The 13,763-nt window shown below is 75.0% G+C and carries 17 protein-coding genes; 6 read left to right on the top strand and 11 right to left on the bottom strand.

The features are described 5' to 3' along the window. Nucleotides 1–12: 12 nt before the first annotated feature. Entirely contained in the window at nt 13–192 is a 180-nt protein-coding gene (locus ACIA8Q_RS12215; protein ID WP_360210458.1) for a hypothetical protein, read from the bottom strand. A 346-nt stretch (nt 193–538) separates the two neighbouring features. Between ACIA8Q_RS12215 and ACIA8Q_RS12210 the strand changes: the two genes are divergently transcribed. The 4 genes from ACIA8Q_RS12210 (at nt 539) to ACIA8Q_RS12195 (ending at nt 3,664) form a co-directional block, all read left to right on the top strand. Beyond that, nucleotides 539–1,279: a response regulator transcription factor gene (locus tag ACIA8Q_RS12210; protein WP_360210460.1), complete on the top strand. Its 741-nt coding sequence runs from the start codon at nt 539–541 to the stop codon at nt 1,277–1,279. 8 nt (nt 1,280–1,287) lie between these two features. Then, nucleotides 1,288–2,805 carry a HAMP domain-containing sensor histidine kinase gene (locus ACIA8Q_RS12205; protein ID WP_360210462.1) on the top strand — a complete coding sequence of 506 codons (1,518 nt, stop codon included), beginning with the start codon at nt 1,288–1,290 and terminating at the stop codon, nt 2,803–2,805. 215 nt (nt 2,806–3,020) lie between these two features. Then, entirely contained in the window at nt 3,021–3,455 is a 435-nt protein-coding gene (locus tag ACIA8Q_RS12200) for a hypothetical protein (RefSeq protein ID WP_360210464.1), read from the top strand. Then, nucleotides 3,452–3,664: a hypothetical protein gene (locus ACIA8Q_RS12195; RefSeq protein ID WP_360210466.1), complete on the top strand. Its 213-nt coding sequence runs from the start codon at nt 3,452–3,454 to the stop codon at nt 3,662–3,664. Before ACIA8Q_RS12200 ends, ACIA8Q_RS12195 begins: the two co-directional genes overlap by 4 nt. Nucleotides 3,665–3,762: 98 nt before the next feature. Here ACIA8Q_RS12195 and ACIA8Q_RS12190 read toward each other — a convergent pair whose 3' ends face one another. The 10 genes from ACIA8Q_RS12190 to ACIA8Q_RS12145 all read right to left on the bottom strand — a co-directional run bounded on the left by ACIA8Q_RS12190 (nt 3,763) and on the right by ACIA8Q_RS12145 (nt 11,306). Next, on the bottom strand, nt 3,763–4,344 hold the full coding sequence (locus ACIA8Q_RS12190; RefSeq protein WP_360210468.1) for an AAA family ATPase: 582 nt from the start codon (nt 4,342–4,344) through the stop codon (nt 3,763–3,765). 130 nt (nt 4,345–4,474) lie between these two features. Continuing rightward, nucleotides 4,475–5,653 (bottom strand): methyltransferase domain-containing protein, encoded by a 1,179-nt coding sequence (locus ACIA8Q_RS12185; protein WP_396317107.1) that lies wholly within the window; start codon nt 5,651–5,653, stop codon nt 4,475–4,477. A 3-nt stretch (nt 5,654–5,656) separates the two neighbouring features. Then, complete coding sequence (locus tag ACIA8Q_RS12180) at nt 5,657–5,800, bottom strand: hypothetical protein (RefSeq protein ID WP_396317106.1); 144 nt, start codon at nt 5,798–5,800, stop codon at nt 5,657–5,659. 88 nt (nt 5,801–5,888) lie between these two features. Then, complete coding sequence (locus ACIA8Q_RS12175; protein ID WP_387902500.1) at nt 5,889–6,092, bottom strand: hypothetical protein; 204 nt, start codon at nt 6,090–6,092, stop codon at nt 5,889–5,891. A gap of 245 nt (nt 6,093–6,337) precedes the next feature. Beyond that, nucleotides 6,338–7,186, bottom strand: a complete 849-nt coding sequence (locus ACIA8Q_RS12170) for a helix-turn-helix domain-containing protein (protein ID WP_396317105.1) — start codon at nt 7,184–7,186, stop codon at nt 6,338–6,340. 13 nt (nt 7,187–7,199) lie between these two features. Continuing rightward, on the bottom strand, nt 7,200–7,718 hold the full coding sequence (locus ACIA8Q_RS12165) for a DUF6879 family protein (protein ID WP_387902506.1): 519 nt from the start codon (nt 7,716–7,718) through the stop codon (nt 7,200–7,202). Further along, the gene (locus tag ACIA8Q_RS12160) at nt 7,699–7,968 is read right to left on the bottom strand and encodes a hypothetical protein (RefSeq protein ID WP_387902509.1); all 270 of its coding nucleotides are present in this window, start codon (nt 7,966–7,968) and stop codon (nt 7,699–7,701) included. Before ACIA8Q_RS12160 ends, ACIA8Q_RS12165 begins: the two co-directional genes overlap by 20 nt. 143 nt (nt 7,969–8,111) lie before the next feature. Further along, complete coding sequence (locus tag ACIA8Q_RS12155; RefSeq protein ID WP_360210480.1) at nt 8,112–8,510, bottom strand: MauE/DoxX family redox-associated membrane protein; 399 nt, start codon at nt 8,508–8,510, stop codon at nt 8,112–8,114. 112 nt (nt 8,511–8,622) lie between these two features. Further along, the gene (locus tag ACIA8Q_RS12150) at nt 8,623–10,251 is read right to left on the bottom strand and encodes a class I adenylate-forming enzyme family protein (protein ID WP_396317104.1); all 1,629 of its coding nucleotides are present in this window, start codon (nt 10,249–10,251) and stop codon (nt 8,623–8,625) included. A 95-nt stretch (nt 10,252–10,346) separates the two neighbouring features. Beyond that, nucleotides 10,347–11,306: a LysR family transcriptional regulator gene (locus tag ACIA8Q_RS12145; protein ID WP_396317103.1), complete on the bottom strand. Its 960-nt coding sequence runs from the start codon at nt 11,304–11,306 to the stop codon at nt 10,347–10,349. A gap of 357 nt (nt 11,307–11,663) precedes the next feature. Between ACIA8Q_RS12145 and ACIA8Q_RS12140 the strand changes: the two genes are divergently transcribed. Both ACIA8Q_RS12140 and ACIA8Q_RS12135 read left to right on the top strand, forming a co-directional pair. Further along, a complete protein-coding gene (locus tag ACIA8Q_RS12140) occupies nt 11,664–13,133 on the top strand; it encodes a hypothetical protein (protein ID WP_396317102.1) in 1,470 nt (489 codons plus the stop codon). After that, nucleotides 13,130–13,708, top strand: a complete 579-nt coding sequence (locus ACIA8Q_RS12135; protein WP_360210488.1) for a hypothetical protein — start codon at nt 13,130–13,132, stop codon at nt 13,706–13,708. Before ACIA8Q_RS12140 ends, ACIA8Q_RS12135 begins: the two co-directional genes overlap by 4 nt. Nucleotides 13,709–13,763: the final 55 nt, after the last annotated feature.

Raw genomic sequence — 13,763 nt, 5'->3', positions numbered from 1 at the left:
GGCGGGCCGGAATCAGTTTCCGGAGAGGGTGGCGATCAGGCCGATGACTCCCACGAGGCAGGTGATGACGGATATCGCGAGCATGATGGTGTGGCTGCCGCCTTCGGGCGGGGTCTTCGTGACGCCGTAGCTTCCGGCACCGGCCATTCCGCCGAAGAGGAGGAATCGGGACGCTTCCATCACGGTGGTCATGATTTCTCCCCTCGGGGCCGCCAAGACACTGTGCCGGGAAGATAGTTCAGGAGAACAGCCGCTTCGGTGGCGGGGCCGGAAGGCGTGCACGCCGGGCGAGGCCGCGCGCCGGACGAGAATTCCCGGGGGGCGTGTCACGGCATTTCCAACAATGAATCCGGGGGCCGTTTCTCCCTCGCCCCGGGCCGGCCGCCGGAATTTCCCCGGAACCCGGCTCCGATCGCCTCCCGGACGGACGGGAAGGGCTCCACGGGCCGTCCAGGTGCGCGCGGCGGCGCCCCTCCCCCGCTGCCGCGGCCCACGGGTCGTGTGAGAGAGTCGGCGGCCCGAAGGCGAGGAGAGGGCGATGGACGGGAGCGGGAGCGGCGCGGCGGTCGGCGCCGGCGGCGGGGCCGGGAGCGGCGGCCGGGTCCTGGTGGTGGACGACGACGCGGCGATCCGGCGCACCCTGGAGCGCGGCCTGCGGCTGAGCGGGTTCACCGTCGCGCTGGCCGAGGACGGCGAGAGCGCGCTCGCCGCGATGCAGCCGGCCGCACCGGACGTCCTGGTGCTCGACGTGTCGATGCCCGGCATCAGCGGCGCCGAGGTGTGCCGCACACTGCGCGCCCGCGGCGACGACGTCCCGGTGCTGATGCTCTCGGCCCTGGACGAGCCCGCCGACCGGGTGGCCGGCCTGCAGGCCGGGGCGGACGACTACCTGGTGAAGCCCTTCGCCCTGGAGGAGCTGGTGCTGCGGCTGCGCGCCCTGCTGCGCCGCCGCCCGCCGCAGCCCGCCGACCGGGTCGCGGCCGGGCCGCTGCTGATCGACCCCGGGACCCGGCAGGCCCTCCTCGACGGCGAGGAACTGCGGCTCACCCGGCGGGAGTTCGAGCTGCTCACCCAGCTGGCCAGGAACGCCGGGCTGGTGCTCTCCCGCGAACTGCTGCTGGAACGGGTCTGGGGCTACGACTTCGAGGTCCGCAGCGACGCCGTGGACACCTTCGTCAGCTACCTGCGGCGCAAGACCGAGGCCGGCGGCCGCCCCCGGCTGATCCACACCGTCCGGGGCGTGGGCTTCGTGCTGCGCGCGCCCGGCGGGAACGGGTAGCGGCCGCCGTGAGGCTCTCCACCCGGATCGCCCTGTGGGCCGCCGCCGTGGTGCCGCTGCTGGTGGTGCTGGCCGGACTGCTCCTGCTGCCGCTGGTCGGGCGCGACCTGCGCCACCAGCAGGACACCCGGCTGGGCGACCGGGCCGCGGCCGTCCTGCCGGGCGTGCGCGCCCTGGTGGCCGCCGACACCAAGGGGCGGCCCAAGGTCGAGCAGAACCAGCAGCGCAAGGTCCTGGACGCCGCCCTGGACTCGGGTGTGCGGGTCGCCGCCGCGGACGGCACCGTCCTGCTGTCCGTCGGCCCGCAGCCCGCCGACCCGCAGGCCTTCCCCACCGCCCCGGGCGGCCCGGCCACCGTCCACGACCAGGGCGGCGCCTGGCGGGTGCTGACCGTCCGGATCTCCGGCACCGGGGCCAACGGCGGCAGCGGCACCCTGTGGGTGGTCGCACCCGCCGGGCAGGCCGACACCCAGACGGCGGCGGTGCGCCGCCGGGTGCTGCTGGTGGCGGCCGTCGCCGCGCCGGTCGCCGCCCTGATCGGCTTCGCCCTCGCCGAACGCGCCACCGCGCCGCTGCGCAGGCTCAGCCGCCGGGCGGCGCAGCTCGACCCGGCCGCGCCCCCGGCCGCCGGTGACGGGCCTGCCTCCGATGGGAGTCCCGGCGCCGGCGGCGGACCGGTCGGCGCGCAGTTCACCGCGGAGCGCAGCGGCACCGTCGAGGTCGACGAACTCGGTGCCGCCCTGGCCCTGTTGCTCTCCCGCTACGACGAGCAGGCGCGGCGCACCGCGCAGGCGCTGGACACCGCGCGCTCGTTCTCCTCCGCCGCCTCGCACGAGCTGCGCACGCCGCTGATGAGCCTGCGCACCAACCTGGACGTGCTGGCCGCGCATCCGGACCTCGCGCCCGGCGAACGGGCCGAGGTGGTGGCCGAGTTGCGCGAGGACCACGCCCGGGTGCTGGACCTGCTGACCGCGCTCGGCATGCTCGCCCGGGGCGACCTGGTGGAGGCCGACTCCTTCGGCTGGGTCGACCTGCCGGACCTCGTCGACGCGGCCGCCGCCGAGGCCCGGCGCCGCCACCCGGAGGCCGTCCTCACCGTGGACGTCCCGGCGGAGCTGCGGGTGTTCGGGTGGGAGTCCGGGCTGCGGATCATGCTGGCCAACCTGCTCGGCAACGCCGCCGTGCACGGGCGCGTCGGCACGGATCCGGCCCGGGTGGCGGTCCGCCTGACGGCGGCCGGCGCGCTCGCGGTGCTGACCGTCGACGACGCCGGGCCCGGGGTCGCGCCGGGCGAGCGGGAGGCGGTCTTCCACCGCTTCCACCGGCGCCGCGACAGCCCCGGTTCGGGGCTCGGGCTCACCCTGGTCGCCCAGCAGGCGGCGCTGCACCGGGGCGGCGTGCGGATCACGACGCCGCCGGACGGGGCCGGGTGCCGGGTGGAGGTCGGCCTGCCGCTGCCCGTCAGCGAGGCACCGACCGTGGAGCTGCCGGGGCGGCGGGACTGGATCTCGGGCGAGCAGCACTGAGCGACGGCGGCGGCCGGGCTTCGGGCGCCGGGCTTCGGGCGCCCGCCGAGCCGCCGTGGGCGTTCCACAGGGAATCCACAAGAAGCCGTCCTACGCTCCCGGTCGTCCGGCGCCCCCGGCCGCACGTCGGGGGGTCGCCGGGTCTGGACGCTCGTCCGTGACCGGCGCGCTGCGCGCCGCGCCCGCGGACGCAACGGAAGAAGGAAGGGACTCCCATGCTCGTCAACCGCATGCCCGTCGCCCGCCGGGCCGCCGCCCTCGGCGCCCTCGCGCTGGCCGGCTCGCTGCTGGCCGTCGCCCCCGCCCAGGCCGCCGGCTCCGGATCCTCGGCCTCCGGTGCCCCGACCGCCAAGGCGGCGCCCACCGGCGACGGCGCCAAGGGCATCTGCAAGCGGCTGCCGAAGACCGAGGAGCGGGTCACCAAGGCGCTCGCCCGGCTGGGCGGCGACGCGACGGTGGTCGGCTCGGTCTCCCGGCTGCAGCAGCGGGTCACCAACGCCAAGACCGCCGGCCACACCGAGATCGAGACGCTCCTGAACGACCGGCTGACCGCCCGCAAGGCCCTGGTCACCACGCTGCAGACCCGTCAGAACGACCTCAAGTCCGTGGCGACCTGGTGCGCCGCCAACGGCGAGGGCGGCTCCAAGTGACCCGCCGCCCGGCCACCGTGCTGGCCGCCCTCGTCCTCGCGGGGACGGCCCTGCTGACCGGCTGCGGGCCCTCGGGCTCCGGCGCGGGCGCCGACAAGGGCGCCGGGGCCGCCGACAGCGGGCAGGTCCAGGACATGCAGCACAAGCTCGACGCCGCGGAGAGCGCCGCGGCCCAGGCGGACGCGGACACGGCGGCCGACAACGGCTGACCGGGCGGGCGCCCCGGCCGCGCCCCGGACCGGGGTCGGATCCGGGGCGCGGTGCCGGGGCGCGGTGCCGGGGCACGGTGCTCTCCGCGGCGTGGGGGTCAGAGCCCGAAGTGCCGCACGGCGCGCTCGGCCACCGCGTCCGGTTCCAGGTGCGTGTTGTCGATCCGCAGGTGCGCCCCGGGGAGGTGGGCGAAGTCGTCGACCGAGTTGAGGCGGTACCTGGCGTCCATGCCGACCAGGTTGTCGTTGGACCACGCCAGGTCGCGCTTGGAGGCCTTCTCCGCCAGCCGGGACTCACCCGCGTTGCGCTCCAGGCGGACGTCCTGGTCGGCGGAGAGCTCCAGGAACAGCACCCGCGCGCCGCGCTCGCGGAACGGGGCCGCGTAGCGCTCGACGAGCGCGGCGTCCTCGGGGTCGTCGAAGTCCCACACCAGGGTGAACACCAGGCCCGGCAGGTCGCTGGCGGCGGCCTCGGCGAAGATCTGCTCGCGGAAGCCGTGGTTGAGGCGCTGGAACTGCGGCGACTGGTAGTCGAACAGCCTCAGCAGCGGCTCGATGGTCAGGTGGTTGTGGAAGAGCTTGAACCCGGTGCGTTCGGCGATGGCGCCGCCCACGGTCATCTTCCCCACCGCGGCCGGGCCGATGACGAAGAGCAGGGTCGGGCAGGTGCTGTCGGACATCGGGACAGCATAGGCACGTCATGATCTTGGTCGCACACCGGCCCCGGTCAGTGCCGTGACCGGGCCCGGCGCGGCGGCCGGCGCGCCCGCCGCTCGCGGACTCCGAGGTGCCCGGGAGCGGCGGGTTCGGTCAGCCGCCGGTGGGGACGGGGTCGTCGGGACTGTCCAGCCAGGCGGTGTGGCGGTCGGGGGTGACGGTGAGGCCGAAGCGCTCGTGTCCGGGTCGGCCGCGGTCGTCCCACCAACGGTAGACGGCTTCCACCTCGTCCCACAGGCGGCGCGGGCCGGATTGGTACACCTCGTACTCGGTGCGGCCGTGCTCGTGGTCGGCGGACGCCCAGGACCGCTTGTCCCGGCTGTGGATCCACAACGTGTACGCGCCGTTGTCGTAGCGCTCGGCCCGCCAGAACGCGCCCGGGACTCCGAGGCCGATGACGAACTGCCGGAACCACTCGCCGGTGTCCCACGGGGACAGCGTCGTGGTGCTCCTCACGCCGTCGGCCGGCCACTCCACCCCGTGCAGGTACTCCTCGAACAGCGGCCTTTCGGTGCGCTGTTGACGCAGCCTCATGAATGCGGACCCGCCGGTGAAGTGGCCGACCGCCCGGGTACCGTCGCCGTTCACGGTCAGCCGCACGATCTGTTCCCCGCCGTACTCGGTGCCGAACGGGGCGACGATCACCGCGCCGGGGGCCGACTGCTCCAGCCAGGCCGCGGGGATCTCCAGCAGGGAGCACGTGGCGATGATGCGATCGTAGGGAGCGCCCTGCGGCCAGCCCGCCCGGCCGTCGCCCTCGACCACGGTCGGCGCGAGTCCGGCCCGGCTCAGGTTCTCCCGGGCACCCCGGGCGACGTCCGGGTCGTACTCGACGCTCACCACGTTGGCGTCTCCGAGCCGCCGGGCCAGCAGGCCCGCGTTCCACCCGGTGCCCGTGCCGATCTCCAGCACCCGGTCACCCGGACGCACGTCCAGGTCCCGGAGCATGGAGACCACCATCGTGGGCATGGAGTTGGACGAACTCGGGGTGACCCCGAGGCCGTCCCCCTCGTGGGCGCCGTCGTCCCATTGCGTGGTCAGCGGGATGTCCGAGTAGACCGCCCTGTGCCACGCCTCGGGGTCCTTCGAGCGGTGGACCACGGGGTTCTGCCGGGTGCCGTCCGCGATGCCCGGCCAGATGCGGTCCGGGACGAACCGCTCGCGGGGCACGGCCTCGAAGGAAGGGAGCCAGTCCGGTCGGAGTGCGCCGCCGGCCACCAGCGCGGAGGCGAGCCGCCGGGGGCCCGCCTCCTCGTGCGTCTCTCCGGCCACCGCCTACCTACCGCCCGCCGGGTTCTGGCCGTCCGAGGTGTTGCCGCCCTCGTCCGAGCCGCCACCGCCGTGCCCGGAGCCCTTGTTGCTGTCGTCCTGCTGCTTGCCGCCGTCACCGGAACCGGTGCCGCCACCGCGCTTGCCCATGTCAGGCCCTCCCTGCTGATCGTGCCCGGCAGGCGGATGCCCGCCGGGTGCTACCGCCCGCCCCGGCCGCGCCCCCGGGGTGTCCTGGTCACTCACCGGCCACCCCTGAAGCAGCGCACTCCCCGTCCTCGACGTGCCGGGCACGATTGCGCGCGAGCATCCGCCCGATCGTCGGGTGCTCGACCTGCGGGTACTGCGCCTCGGCCCGGTCGAAGTACGTGCACCCCGGGCACTCATCGGTGTCCGGCGGCGGCACCTCGGGCAGGCGGACGGCGATCTCGCGGAGGCTCACGACGCGCCCCCGTCCGGACACACGTCCCTGCCGCAGGTGCAGGGCTGCCATTCCCGCAGGATTCCGACCCGGTCCGGGGCGGAATCGCCGGCAACGCGGTCGGCTTCCACCGGTTCCTGTAGATCCGTCGTCTGCGACATTGGCCGTGGCTCCCGTCTCCAACCCTGATTCGTCGTCAGAACCGTAGAGAGCGGGACCAAATCACGGCCACGAAGTTCTATGGGATTCCACGCGAGATGACGAGGTCACCCGAGCAGCGCAGTCGCCGACGCGATCAACTCTCGGGCAGCGACACCATGGACCGCCAGCTCGGCCAGTTCACCGAAGGTCTCGGCGTACAGCTTGATCTCGCCGGGTTGGGTGATCGTGAGATACCCGGAGACCAGTTCAACGTTGACCTGGGCGTTGTCGAAGATCCAGAACCCCTCGGCCGGCCAGCGCACCCGGTCCGGCCGCATCGGAACGACTCCCAGGCTGACGTTGGGGAGTGATCCGACCGTGGTCAGGTGGTGCAACTGGTCGCGCATCACGCCCCTGCCGCCGATCCCGCAGCGCAAGACCGACTCCTCGACCAGGAAGGCGAACCGGCGATCGCCCTCGTACAACACTCGCTGGCGCTCCATGCGGGCAGCGACCGCCGCCTGAACGTCGTCAACCAGCCCCCGGCGCTGCTGGATCGCCTGAAGCGCCGCCGTCGTGTACCCCGGCGTCTGGATCAGTCCGGGGACCAGCCACGACGAGTAGGAGCGGAACCGGCGAGTTCGCTCGTACAGTGGCAGCCGGGCCTCCTGCGCGGCCTTGAGGCCCGCACGCTCCAAACGCCGCCACTCGATGAACATGCCTTCCACGGCCCGCAGGGACGCCACCAAATCCGCTGCGCGCTCCTCCGCACCACAAGCGCGGCACCACGCCCGGATGTCGTCCTCCGAAGGCGGCGTGTGGGCGTTCAGCAGGCGAGAGACCTTGGACGGGTACCACCCGCACGCAGCCGCCAACTCTCGCCCTGTCAGCCCAGCGTCCCGCTGGATCTCGCCGAGCCTGTCAGCGAGGTTCTGGCGGGCGCGCTGGACACTTGAAGATGCCGAGGCTGCCATGAACTGTTACCGATCAGGCGGGACGGTACTCCGCATGGGGAGTCGCCCGTTCCCAGGCCGCTTCGTAGGCCGCCAGGTACCGCTTGGCCAACTCCGGATCGGTCCGGACCTCCATCTTGGCCTCAGCCCACTGTCCGTCGCCCGTGAAGTGGTGGAGGATCACCACCTCGTCGTCCATCACCCAGCCGTCCAGGCCAGGCAGCAGAAGGTCACCAGCGCGGGAACGCGGCAGCCACCGTACGTCCTCGCCCGCCGCGACGTTCGGGAACGTCACGTCGTACTCGTACCGGATGTAGTCGGTGACCGGCTCGGAGACCACGCGCAGGCGCCGCATGACGACCCCTCGGCCGGTCGCCTCAGCAACGACGTCCAGCCAGGATCGCCACCAGGATTCACGGTCGGCGGGATCGAGCCGCTTGCCATTCTGCCAGGCGATGAATTCCGGGTCGTCCAGCATGTAGCTGTCCCGCATCTCCAGGTGAACCGCAGAGCGCCGGGCCTTCGCCAACTGCTCACGAACCGCTGTTGCCACCGCTGTTGTCCTCGCCCTCGGGCCGGGGGATGAACTGGATCATGTTGGCGGGCAGCCGGATCATGAACTCGTGGTCCGGGATGTCCGTGGTGTGACCGGGGACCGAGCCGACCTCCTGCGCGGCCTTGATGTCGTCCTCGCTGGCCTTGTACGACTGGATGAGCAGGTCACCGGTCTCCGTCTCCCGCCAGATGGTCGGGGAGCCGTCGTCCGGGGTGTTCGGGTAGATCCCCAGGAACTCTAGAGCCATGACTGCCTCCGATGCCGATCAGGTTCTACGTGGTTCCAAGGATGCTGGTCCGGCGCGGTCCTGTCAGACGAACGCCCCAGCCGCCCAATGCCGGCTGGGGCTGCCTGGCCATACTTGCCCAACCCTTGAAAGGGACCGCCCGGTCAGCGGGCGGTGCGGTGGACGTGCAGGGCCCAGAGGGCGAGGGGCAGCTGGAGGGGTAGGCGGGCGGTCGCCAGGTGGCGCCAGGGGGCCGGGCGGTGGCGCCAGTCGCGGGCCATCTTGACGTTCGCCGGGAAGACGGCGGCGAACAGGCCGACGGCGGCCAGCGCGCCCGCCGACCTGGTGCGCGGGGCGAGGACGGCGGCGCCGACGGCGAGTTCGGCCGCGCCGCTGGCGTAGGTCCACGCCCGGGGGCTGCCGGGCAGGGCCCGCGGCACGATGGCGTCGAAGGGGCGGGGCGCGGCGAAGTGGGCGATCCCCGCGGAGACCAGCAGGGCGCCCAGGAGGCGGGCGGGCGTCTGGGACGCCGTCTCGTGCGTCACTGCCGTCGGTTCCGCCACTGCCGCTCCTTCGGGTGCGGCGCCGCGGTGGGGCGCGGCGCCTTGGTTACCGAACAGTAGCGGTGCGGGCGCCCGATGCGAAGAGGGGGACGGGCGGCGGGTCCGGGCCGGGTCAGGCGGCGGGCAGGCGGGTGCGCAGCTGGTTCCGGTCGGGCTTGCCCGCGGCGGTGAGGGGGATGGCGGGCAGCAGGTGGAGGGCGTGCGGGGCGTAGAGGCGGCCCCTGCGGGTGGTGACGAACTCCTGCAGCTCGCCCAGGGTGGGCCGGCGGCCGGGGGCGGGGACCACGGCGGCGTGGACGTGCTCGGCCCGGTCGGCGTCCCGGGCGCCGAAGACCACGCACTGGGCGACGTCCGGGTGGCTGAGCAGCAGTTCCTCGACCTCGGCCGGGTAGACGTGGCCGCCGACGACCACGATCATCTCCTTGATCCGGTCGACGACGTAGAGGTAGCCGTCCTCGTCGAGGTAGCCGACGTCGCCGGTGTGCACCCAGCCGTCGCGCAGGACCTCGGCGGTCAGCTCGGGCCGCTTCCAGTAGCCGGTCATCACGTACGGCGAGCGCACCTGGACCTCGCCGGGTTCGCCGGCGGGCAGGGTGGCGCCGTCGGCGTCCCGGACGGCGATCTCCACGCCGGGCAGGGCCCGGCCGACCGTCAGGTGGCCACCGCGGCCGGTGCGTTCCTGGTCGCCGGGCAGGGTCTGGGTGATGTGCTGGGTCTCGGCCTGCCCGTAGTAGCCGTAGAGGACGGGCCCCAGGGCGTGGGCGGCCTGGCGCAGCCTGGCCGGGGAGGCGGCGGTGCCGCCGTAGGTGATGCGGCGCAGGCTGGACAGGTCGGTGCGGGGCAGGTCGGGGTGGTCGAGCAGCCGGTAGAGCAGCGGTGGTAGCAGCCAGGTGTGGGTGATGCGTTCGCGTGCGATGGTGGCGAGCACGTCGGCGGGGTCGAAGCCGTGGTGCAGGACGACGGTGCCGCCCTGGTGGAGGGTCAGGTCGGTGAAGATGCCGGCGAGGTGGGCGAGCGAGGTGCAGGCCAGGTAGCGGGGCGGGTCGCCGGCGCCGGTGAGGGGCTGGTCGAGGACCTGGCGGTAGGCGGCGTGGGTGGTGCGGATGCCCTTGGGGATTCCGGTGGTGCCGCCGGTGTGGCGGATGCACCAGTCGTCGTCGGGGCCGGCCGGGCCGTCGAACGGGTGGGCGGGGCGCTGGGCGGCCGCGGCGAGGACGTCCTCGGCGGCGCCGTCCGGACCCAGGCAGAGCAGCTGCGGGGCGCCGGGGATCTGCTGCAGGTCCCATGCGGTGTCGTGGCGTTGTCCGTCGGCCAGGAGGAGGGAGCAGTCCGTGCCGGCCATGATGCGGGCCATCGTCGAGGAGCTCATGCCCTCGTAGAGGCTGACCACCCGGGCGCCGGCCAGGTTGGCGGCGTAGCGGGCGGCGAGGGCCTCGACGGTGTTGCCGGTGAGCAGGGTGACGGTGGCGCCGCGGCGCACGCCGCGCTCGGCGAGTTCGGCGGCGAGGCGGTGGACCTGGTCGTGCAGGTCGGCCGCGGTGACGACGCGCCCTTCGGCGGTGGTGACGGCCGGGCGGTGCGGGTCGGCGGCCAGGGCGGCGAGGAGGGCCTCGACGTAGCCGCCGGCGGCCTGCCCCGGGGCGTCCGGGCCGCTCGGGCCGGCAGGTCCGTCGGGGTTGTTCGGGCCGCTCGGGCCGGGTGCGGTGTGCGTGGTGTGCGTGGAGGTGCGGGGCCGGGTCATCGTTGGTGTCTCCCCCTCGTGGTCGAGGAACCGGTGGGCGCCTTCGACGCTAACGCCGCCCGCTCATGCCTTCCACGACCTGTTGCAGCATGTGCTCATGCCTCCTCGGGCATGAGGATCCCGCTCGGCACGACGCCCCCGTCCGGCCCGCCGCCACTGCCGGGCGCCGGGTCTCCCCCGGGTCTGAAGTGCTCGACCGCCAGGCGGCGGAAGTCCTGGGCGGCCGGGGAGAGATAGGCCTCCCGGCGCCACACCAGGGTCAGCGTCCGGTGGCAGTGCGCGGCGTCCAGGCGCAGCCAGACCACCGGGCCGTCCTCGCCGAGGGCGCGCCGGGCCACCTCGGGCATCAGACCGACACCGAGTCCGGCGCGGACCAGCTCCGAGGTGGCGGCCGCCTCGTCGCCTTCGCAGACCACCTGCGGGGTGAGCCCCTCGCGGGCGAACAGCCTTTCCAGCAGGGCGCGTTGCCAGTGCCCGGCGCGGGTGCTGACGAAGTCCTCGTCGGCCAGTTCGGCCACCGTGACGCTCTCGCGGCCGGCCAGCCGGTGCCCGGGCGGCACGGCCAGCAGCACCTCCTCGCGCAGCAGCTCCACGGCGCACAGGTCGGGGCCGGCCAGCGGCTGGGAGGCGAGCGCGAAGTCGACCTCGGCGGAGCGCAGATGGCGGCGCATCGCGCCCACCGGGGCCTGGAACAGGTGCACCCGCACCCCGGGGCGGTGGGCGCGGAAGGCGGCCAGCGCCCCGGCCAGCTGCGGCAGGGTCTCGGCGGCGACGGCCAGGCGGCCCGGTCCGGCGACGGCGGCGTCGGTCATCTCCCGTCGGGCGTCGTCGAGTTCGGTCAGCACCCGGTCGACCCTGCGCAGGAACGCGGCGCCGTGCTCGTTGAGCCGGATCCGCCGGCCCTGGCGGTCGAACAGCGGCAGGCCGAGCTCGGACTCGAGCCGGATGATGGTGCGGCTCACCGACGGCTGGGCGACCCGCAGTTCCTCCGCGGCACGGCTGATGTGCTGGTGGCGGGCGACGGTCTGGAAGTAGCGCAGGGACAGCAGATCCATAGCCGGTAGTGTCGCCGGATCCGTGGCCCGGCCGGGGGCCGGGGCCCTCGCCGAATCTCGCCGGATTCCGTCACCGGACCACCGTGGGACCGCCCTCGGGACCACCGCGGAGCCGTCCTCGGGCCGTCCTCGGGCCGCCGCACCCCTCCTCCCCCGGCCCCCGCCACCCGCCGTCCGCCGCCGGGGCCGCTCCGCGCGGCGGCGGGGCGCCCCGCCGCTGCGCCGTCCGGATGCCGGGATGGGCCGTGGGAGTGCGGGATGGCGGCAAACGGGGGTGGGACGTGTGCGGAGCACTGCGGGCGGGCGGGGCGGCGGCGAGAATGGGCCGCGGGGGCCGGGAGACGAACGGAGTCGCTGGTGAAGGTGGTGCCGGCCGGCCTCGTCGCGCTGCTCGCCGCCCTCGCCCCGGCCGCCTACCCGGCCCCGGCGGCGGTCCCGGCCCCGGCGGCGCTCCCCGCCGTGTCGGCGGTCGCGGCCCGGGCGATGGTCGCGGCCCCCGCGGCCCCGGCGGACACCCCGTCACCCTCCCCCTCGACACCGCCCGCACCGTCGACCCCGCCTGCGACCCCGACCCCGGCCCCGACGTCGCCCTCGGACACCGGGTCCGGCACCCGGCAGCCGGCCCTCGGGCTGGTCCCGGCCCGCGCACCGCAGCTCGGAACGGTGCAGGTGACGGTCTCCGGGTTCGGCGCCTGCCGGACCTCCAAGACCAAGCGCCCGACCATCGTCCAGGTCACCTGGGACGACCCGGCCGGGGTCCTCGCCACCATCGGGGTCGACGGCGACAACCCGTCCACCGGCACCATCAAGGTCCCGCCCGGGTCCGGGGCCGGCCCGCACACGGTGACGGCCACCTGCCAGGGGCCGGCCACCCGGGCCGACGCGACCGCCGTCCTCACCGTCGCACCCGCCACCCTGACGGCCGATCCGCCGCAGGGCGCGGCCGGCTCGCGCATCACCGTGACCGGCGCCGGCTTCGCCTGCCCCGCCGGCGACACCGCCGCCCTGACCTGGGACGGCACGCCGCTGCCCGACCAGGGGCGGCCGGACGGCGGCGGAGGCTTCGCCACGGCCGTCACCGTGCCCCGCGACGCGGCCGCAGGCGACCACGACGTACGGGCCTCCTGCGGGTCGGAGGCGGGCATCGCGGCCACCGCCCGCGTCCGCGTCCGGGCCGTCGCACCGACCCCGCCCGTCACCCCGACCCCGCCGGGGCCGACCTCCCGCGAGCCCGACGGGACGTCCACCGCGACCCCCGGCACCGCGCTCTCCCTGTCCGGCCCGACGGACGGCTGCCCGCGGGGCGGCGGTCCGCCGTGGGTCGTGCTCTCCTGGGACGGCGGCCCCAGGTCGCACCCGATCCAGGCCGACGGCTCGGGCCGGGTCCACGCCCGCGCCACCATCCCGCCGGACGCACCCCTGGGCCCGCACACCATCACGGTGGAGTGCGCGGACACCCACGCCGTCACCCAGACCGTCCCGGTCCTCGTCGCCCGGCAGGTCCCGCAGCCCGGGTCGGACCGCACGACCTGGATCGTGCTCGGCGCCGCCCTCGCCACCGCCGCCCTCGCGGCGCTCGCGCTGCGGCACCTGGTCCGCGGGCGCCGCCCGGCCGGCGCACAGTCCGGCACGCCCTCCGGCACGTCCGGCACGCCGGGCCGGGTGACGGCCGAGATCGGCGCCCGGTGGGACATGGAGACGAAGCTGACCGAGACCGAGCGGGGCGGGGACACCCGGACGGGTCGGGTCGTCCGACTGGAACCGCGCCCGGACCCGGGCCGGCAGAGCCTCGAGGAACCGCCCGACGACCGAGGGAGCACCCCGTGACGACCGTCTCGACGGACGACCCCTACGCCCTGGGGACCTTCCTGGGGGCGGTGGAACCGTTCGCCGACTCGCTGCACCGCGAGGGGGCGCTGCAGGCCCTGACCGGCCTGGGCCGGCCGCTGGCCCGGGCCGCCGAGCAGGAGGTCGCCAGCGTCGTCCAGGGCTTCCTGGGGCTCGACATGATCGACCTGCTGGCCGGCGGCTGGCGCACCCACGCGGCGCTCACCGCCGCCGCCCGCAGCACCTGCGCGGCCCCGGGCAGCGAGGAGGTCGTGGCACTGCTGGACCACCGGATCCGCTCGGTCCACCACCCCAGCGTCAAGGTGCTGGTCGACGGGGTGTCGGTCGGCACCCTCGCGGTGGACATCGAGGTGGAGTTCGACCTCAGCGGGATCATCGCGGTGGTGCGCGGGGGCCGGCTGGTGGCCGTGCGGGCGGGCTCCTGCACCGCCAAGGCCGGGGTGGCCGTCGAGCGGATCCCGGTGGCCGGCCGGCAGGGGCACTTCGACCTGCCCGGCGGCGTGCGCTTCCGCCGCGGCGTCGTGCTGCGCCGCTGCGCGGACCCGCCCGGCTGAACCGCGCCCCGCCCGGCGGAGCGGCCGGGCGCGCGCCCTCGCCGGGCCGGACCGG

Source organism: Kitasatospora sp. NPDC051705 (genome assembly GCF_044453265.1).
Lineage (GTDB): Bacteria > Actinomycetota > Actinomycetes > Streptomycetales > Streptomycetaceae > Kitasatospora.
The sequence above is the reverse complement of the archived record's forward strand: the minus strand, read 5'-3'. Positions and strand labels throughout refer to the sequence as shown.

What these genes read in the sequence shown, in the direction of transcription:
- ACIA8Q_RS12215 (WP_360210458.1), bottom strand. Translation starts at nt 192, where the DNA reads ATGACCACCGTGATGGAAGCGTCCCGATTCCTCCTCTTCGGCGGAATG.
- ACIA8Q_RS12210 (WP_360210460.1), top strand. Translation starts at nt 539, where the DNA reads ATGGACGGGAGCGGGAGCGGCGCGGCGGTCGGCGCCGGCGGCGGGGCC.
- ACIA8Q_RS12200 (WP_360210464.1), top strand. Translation starts at nt 3,021, where the DNA reads ATGCTCGTCAACCGCATGCCCGTCGCCCGCCGGGCCGCCGCCCTCGGC.
- ACIA8Q_RS12190 (WP_360210468.1), bottom strand. Translation starts at nt 4,344, where the DNA reads ATGTCCGACAGCACCTGCCCGACCCTGCTCTTCGTCATCGGCCCGGCC.
- ACIA8Q_RS12180 (WP_396317106.1), bottom strand. Translation starts at nt 5,800, where the DNA reads ATGGGCAAGCGCGGTGGCGGCACCGGTTCCGGTGACGGCGGCAAGCAG.
- ACIA8Q_RS12170 (WP_396317105.1), bottom strand. Translation starts at nt 7,186, where the DNA reads ATGGCAGCCTCGGCATCTTCAAGTGTCCAGCGCGCCCGCCAGAACCTC.
- ACIA8Q_RS12160 (WP_387902509.1), bottom strand. Translation starts at nt 7,968, where the DNA reads ATGGCTCTAGAGTTCCTGGGGATCTACCCGAACACCCCGGACGACGGC.
- ACIA8Q_RS12150 (WP_396317104.1), bottom strand. Translation starts at nt 10,251, where the DNA reads ATGACCCGGCCCCGCACCTCCACGCACACCACGCACACCGCACCCGGC.
- ACIA8Q_RS12145 (WP_396317103.1), bottom strand. Translation starts at nt 11,306, where the DNA reads ATGGATCTGCTGTCCCTGCGCTACTTCCAGACCGTCGCCCGCCACCAG.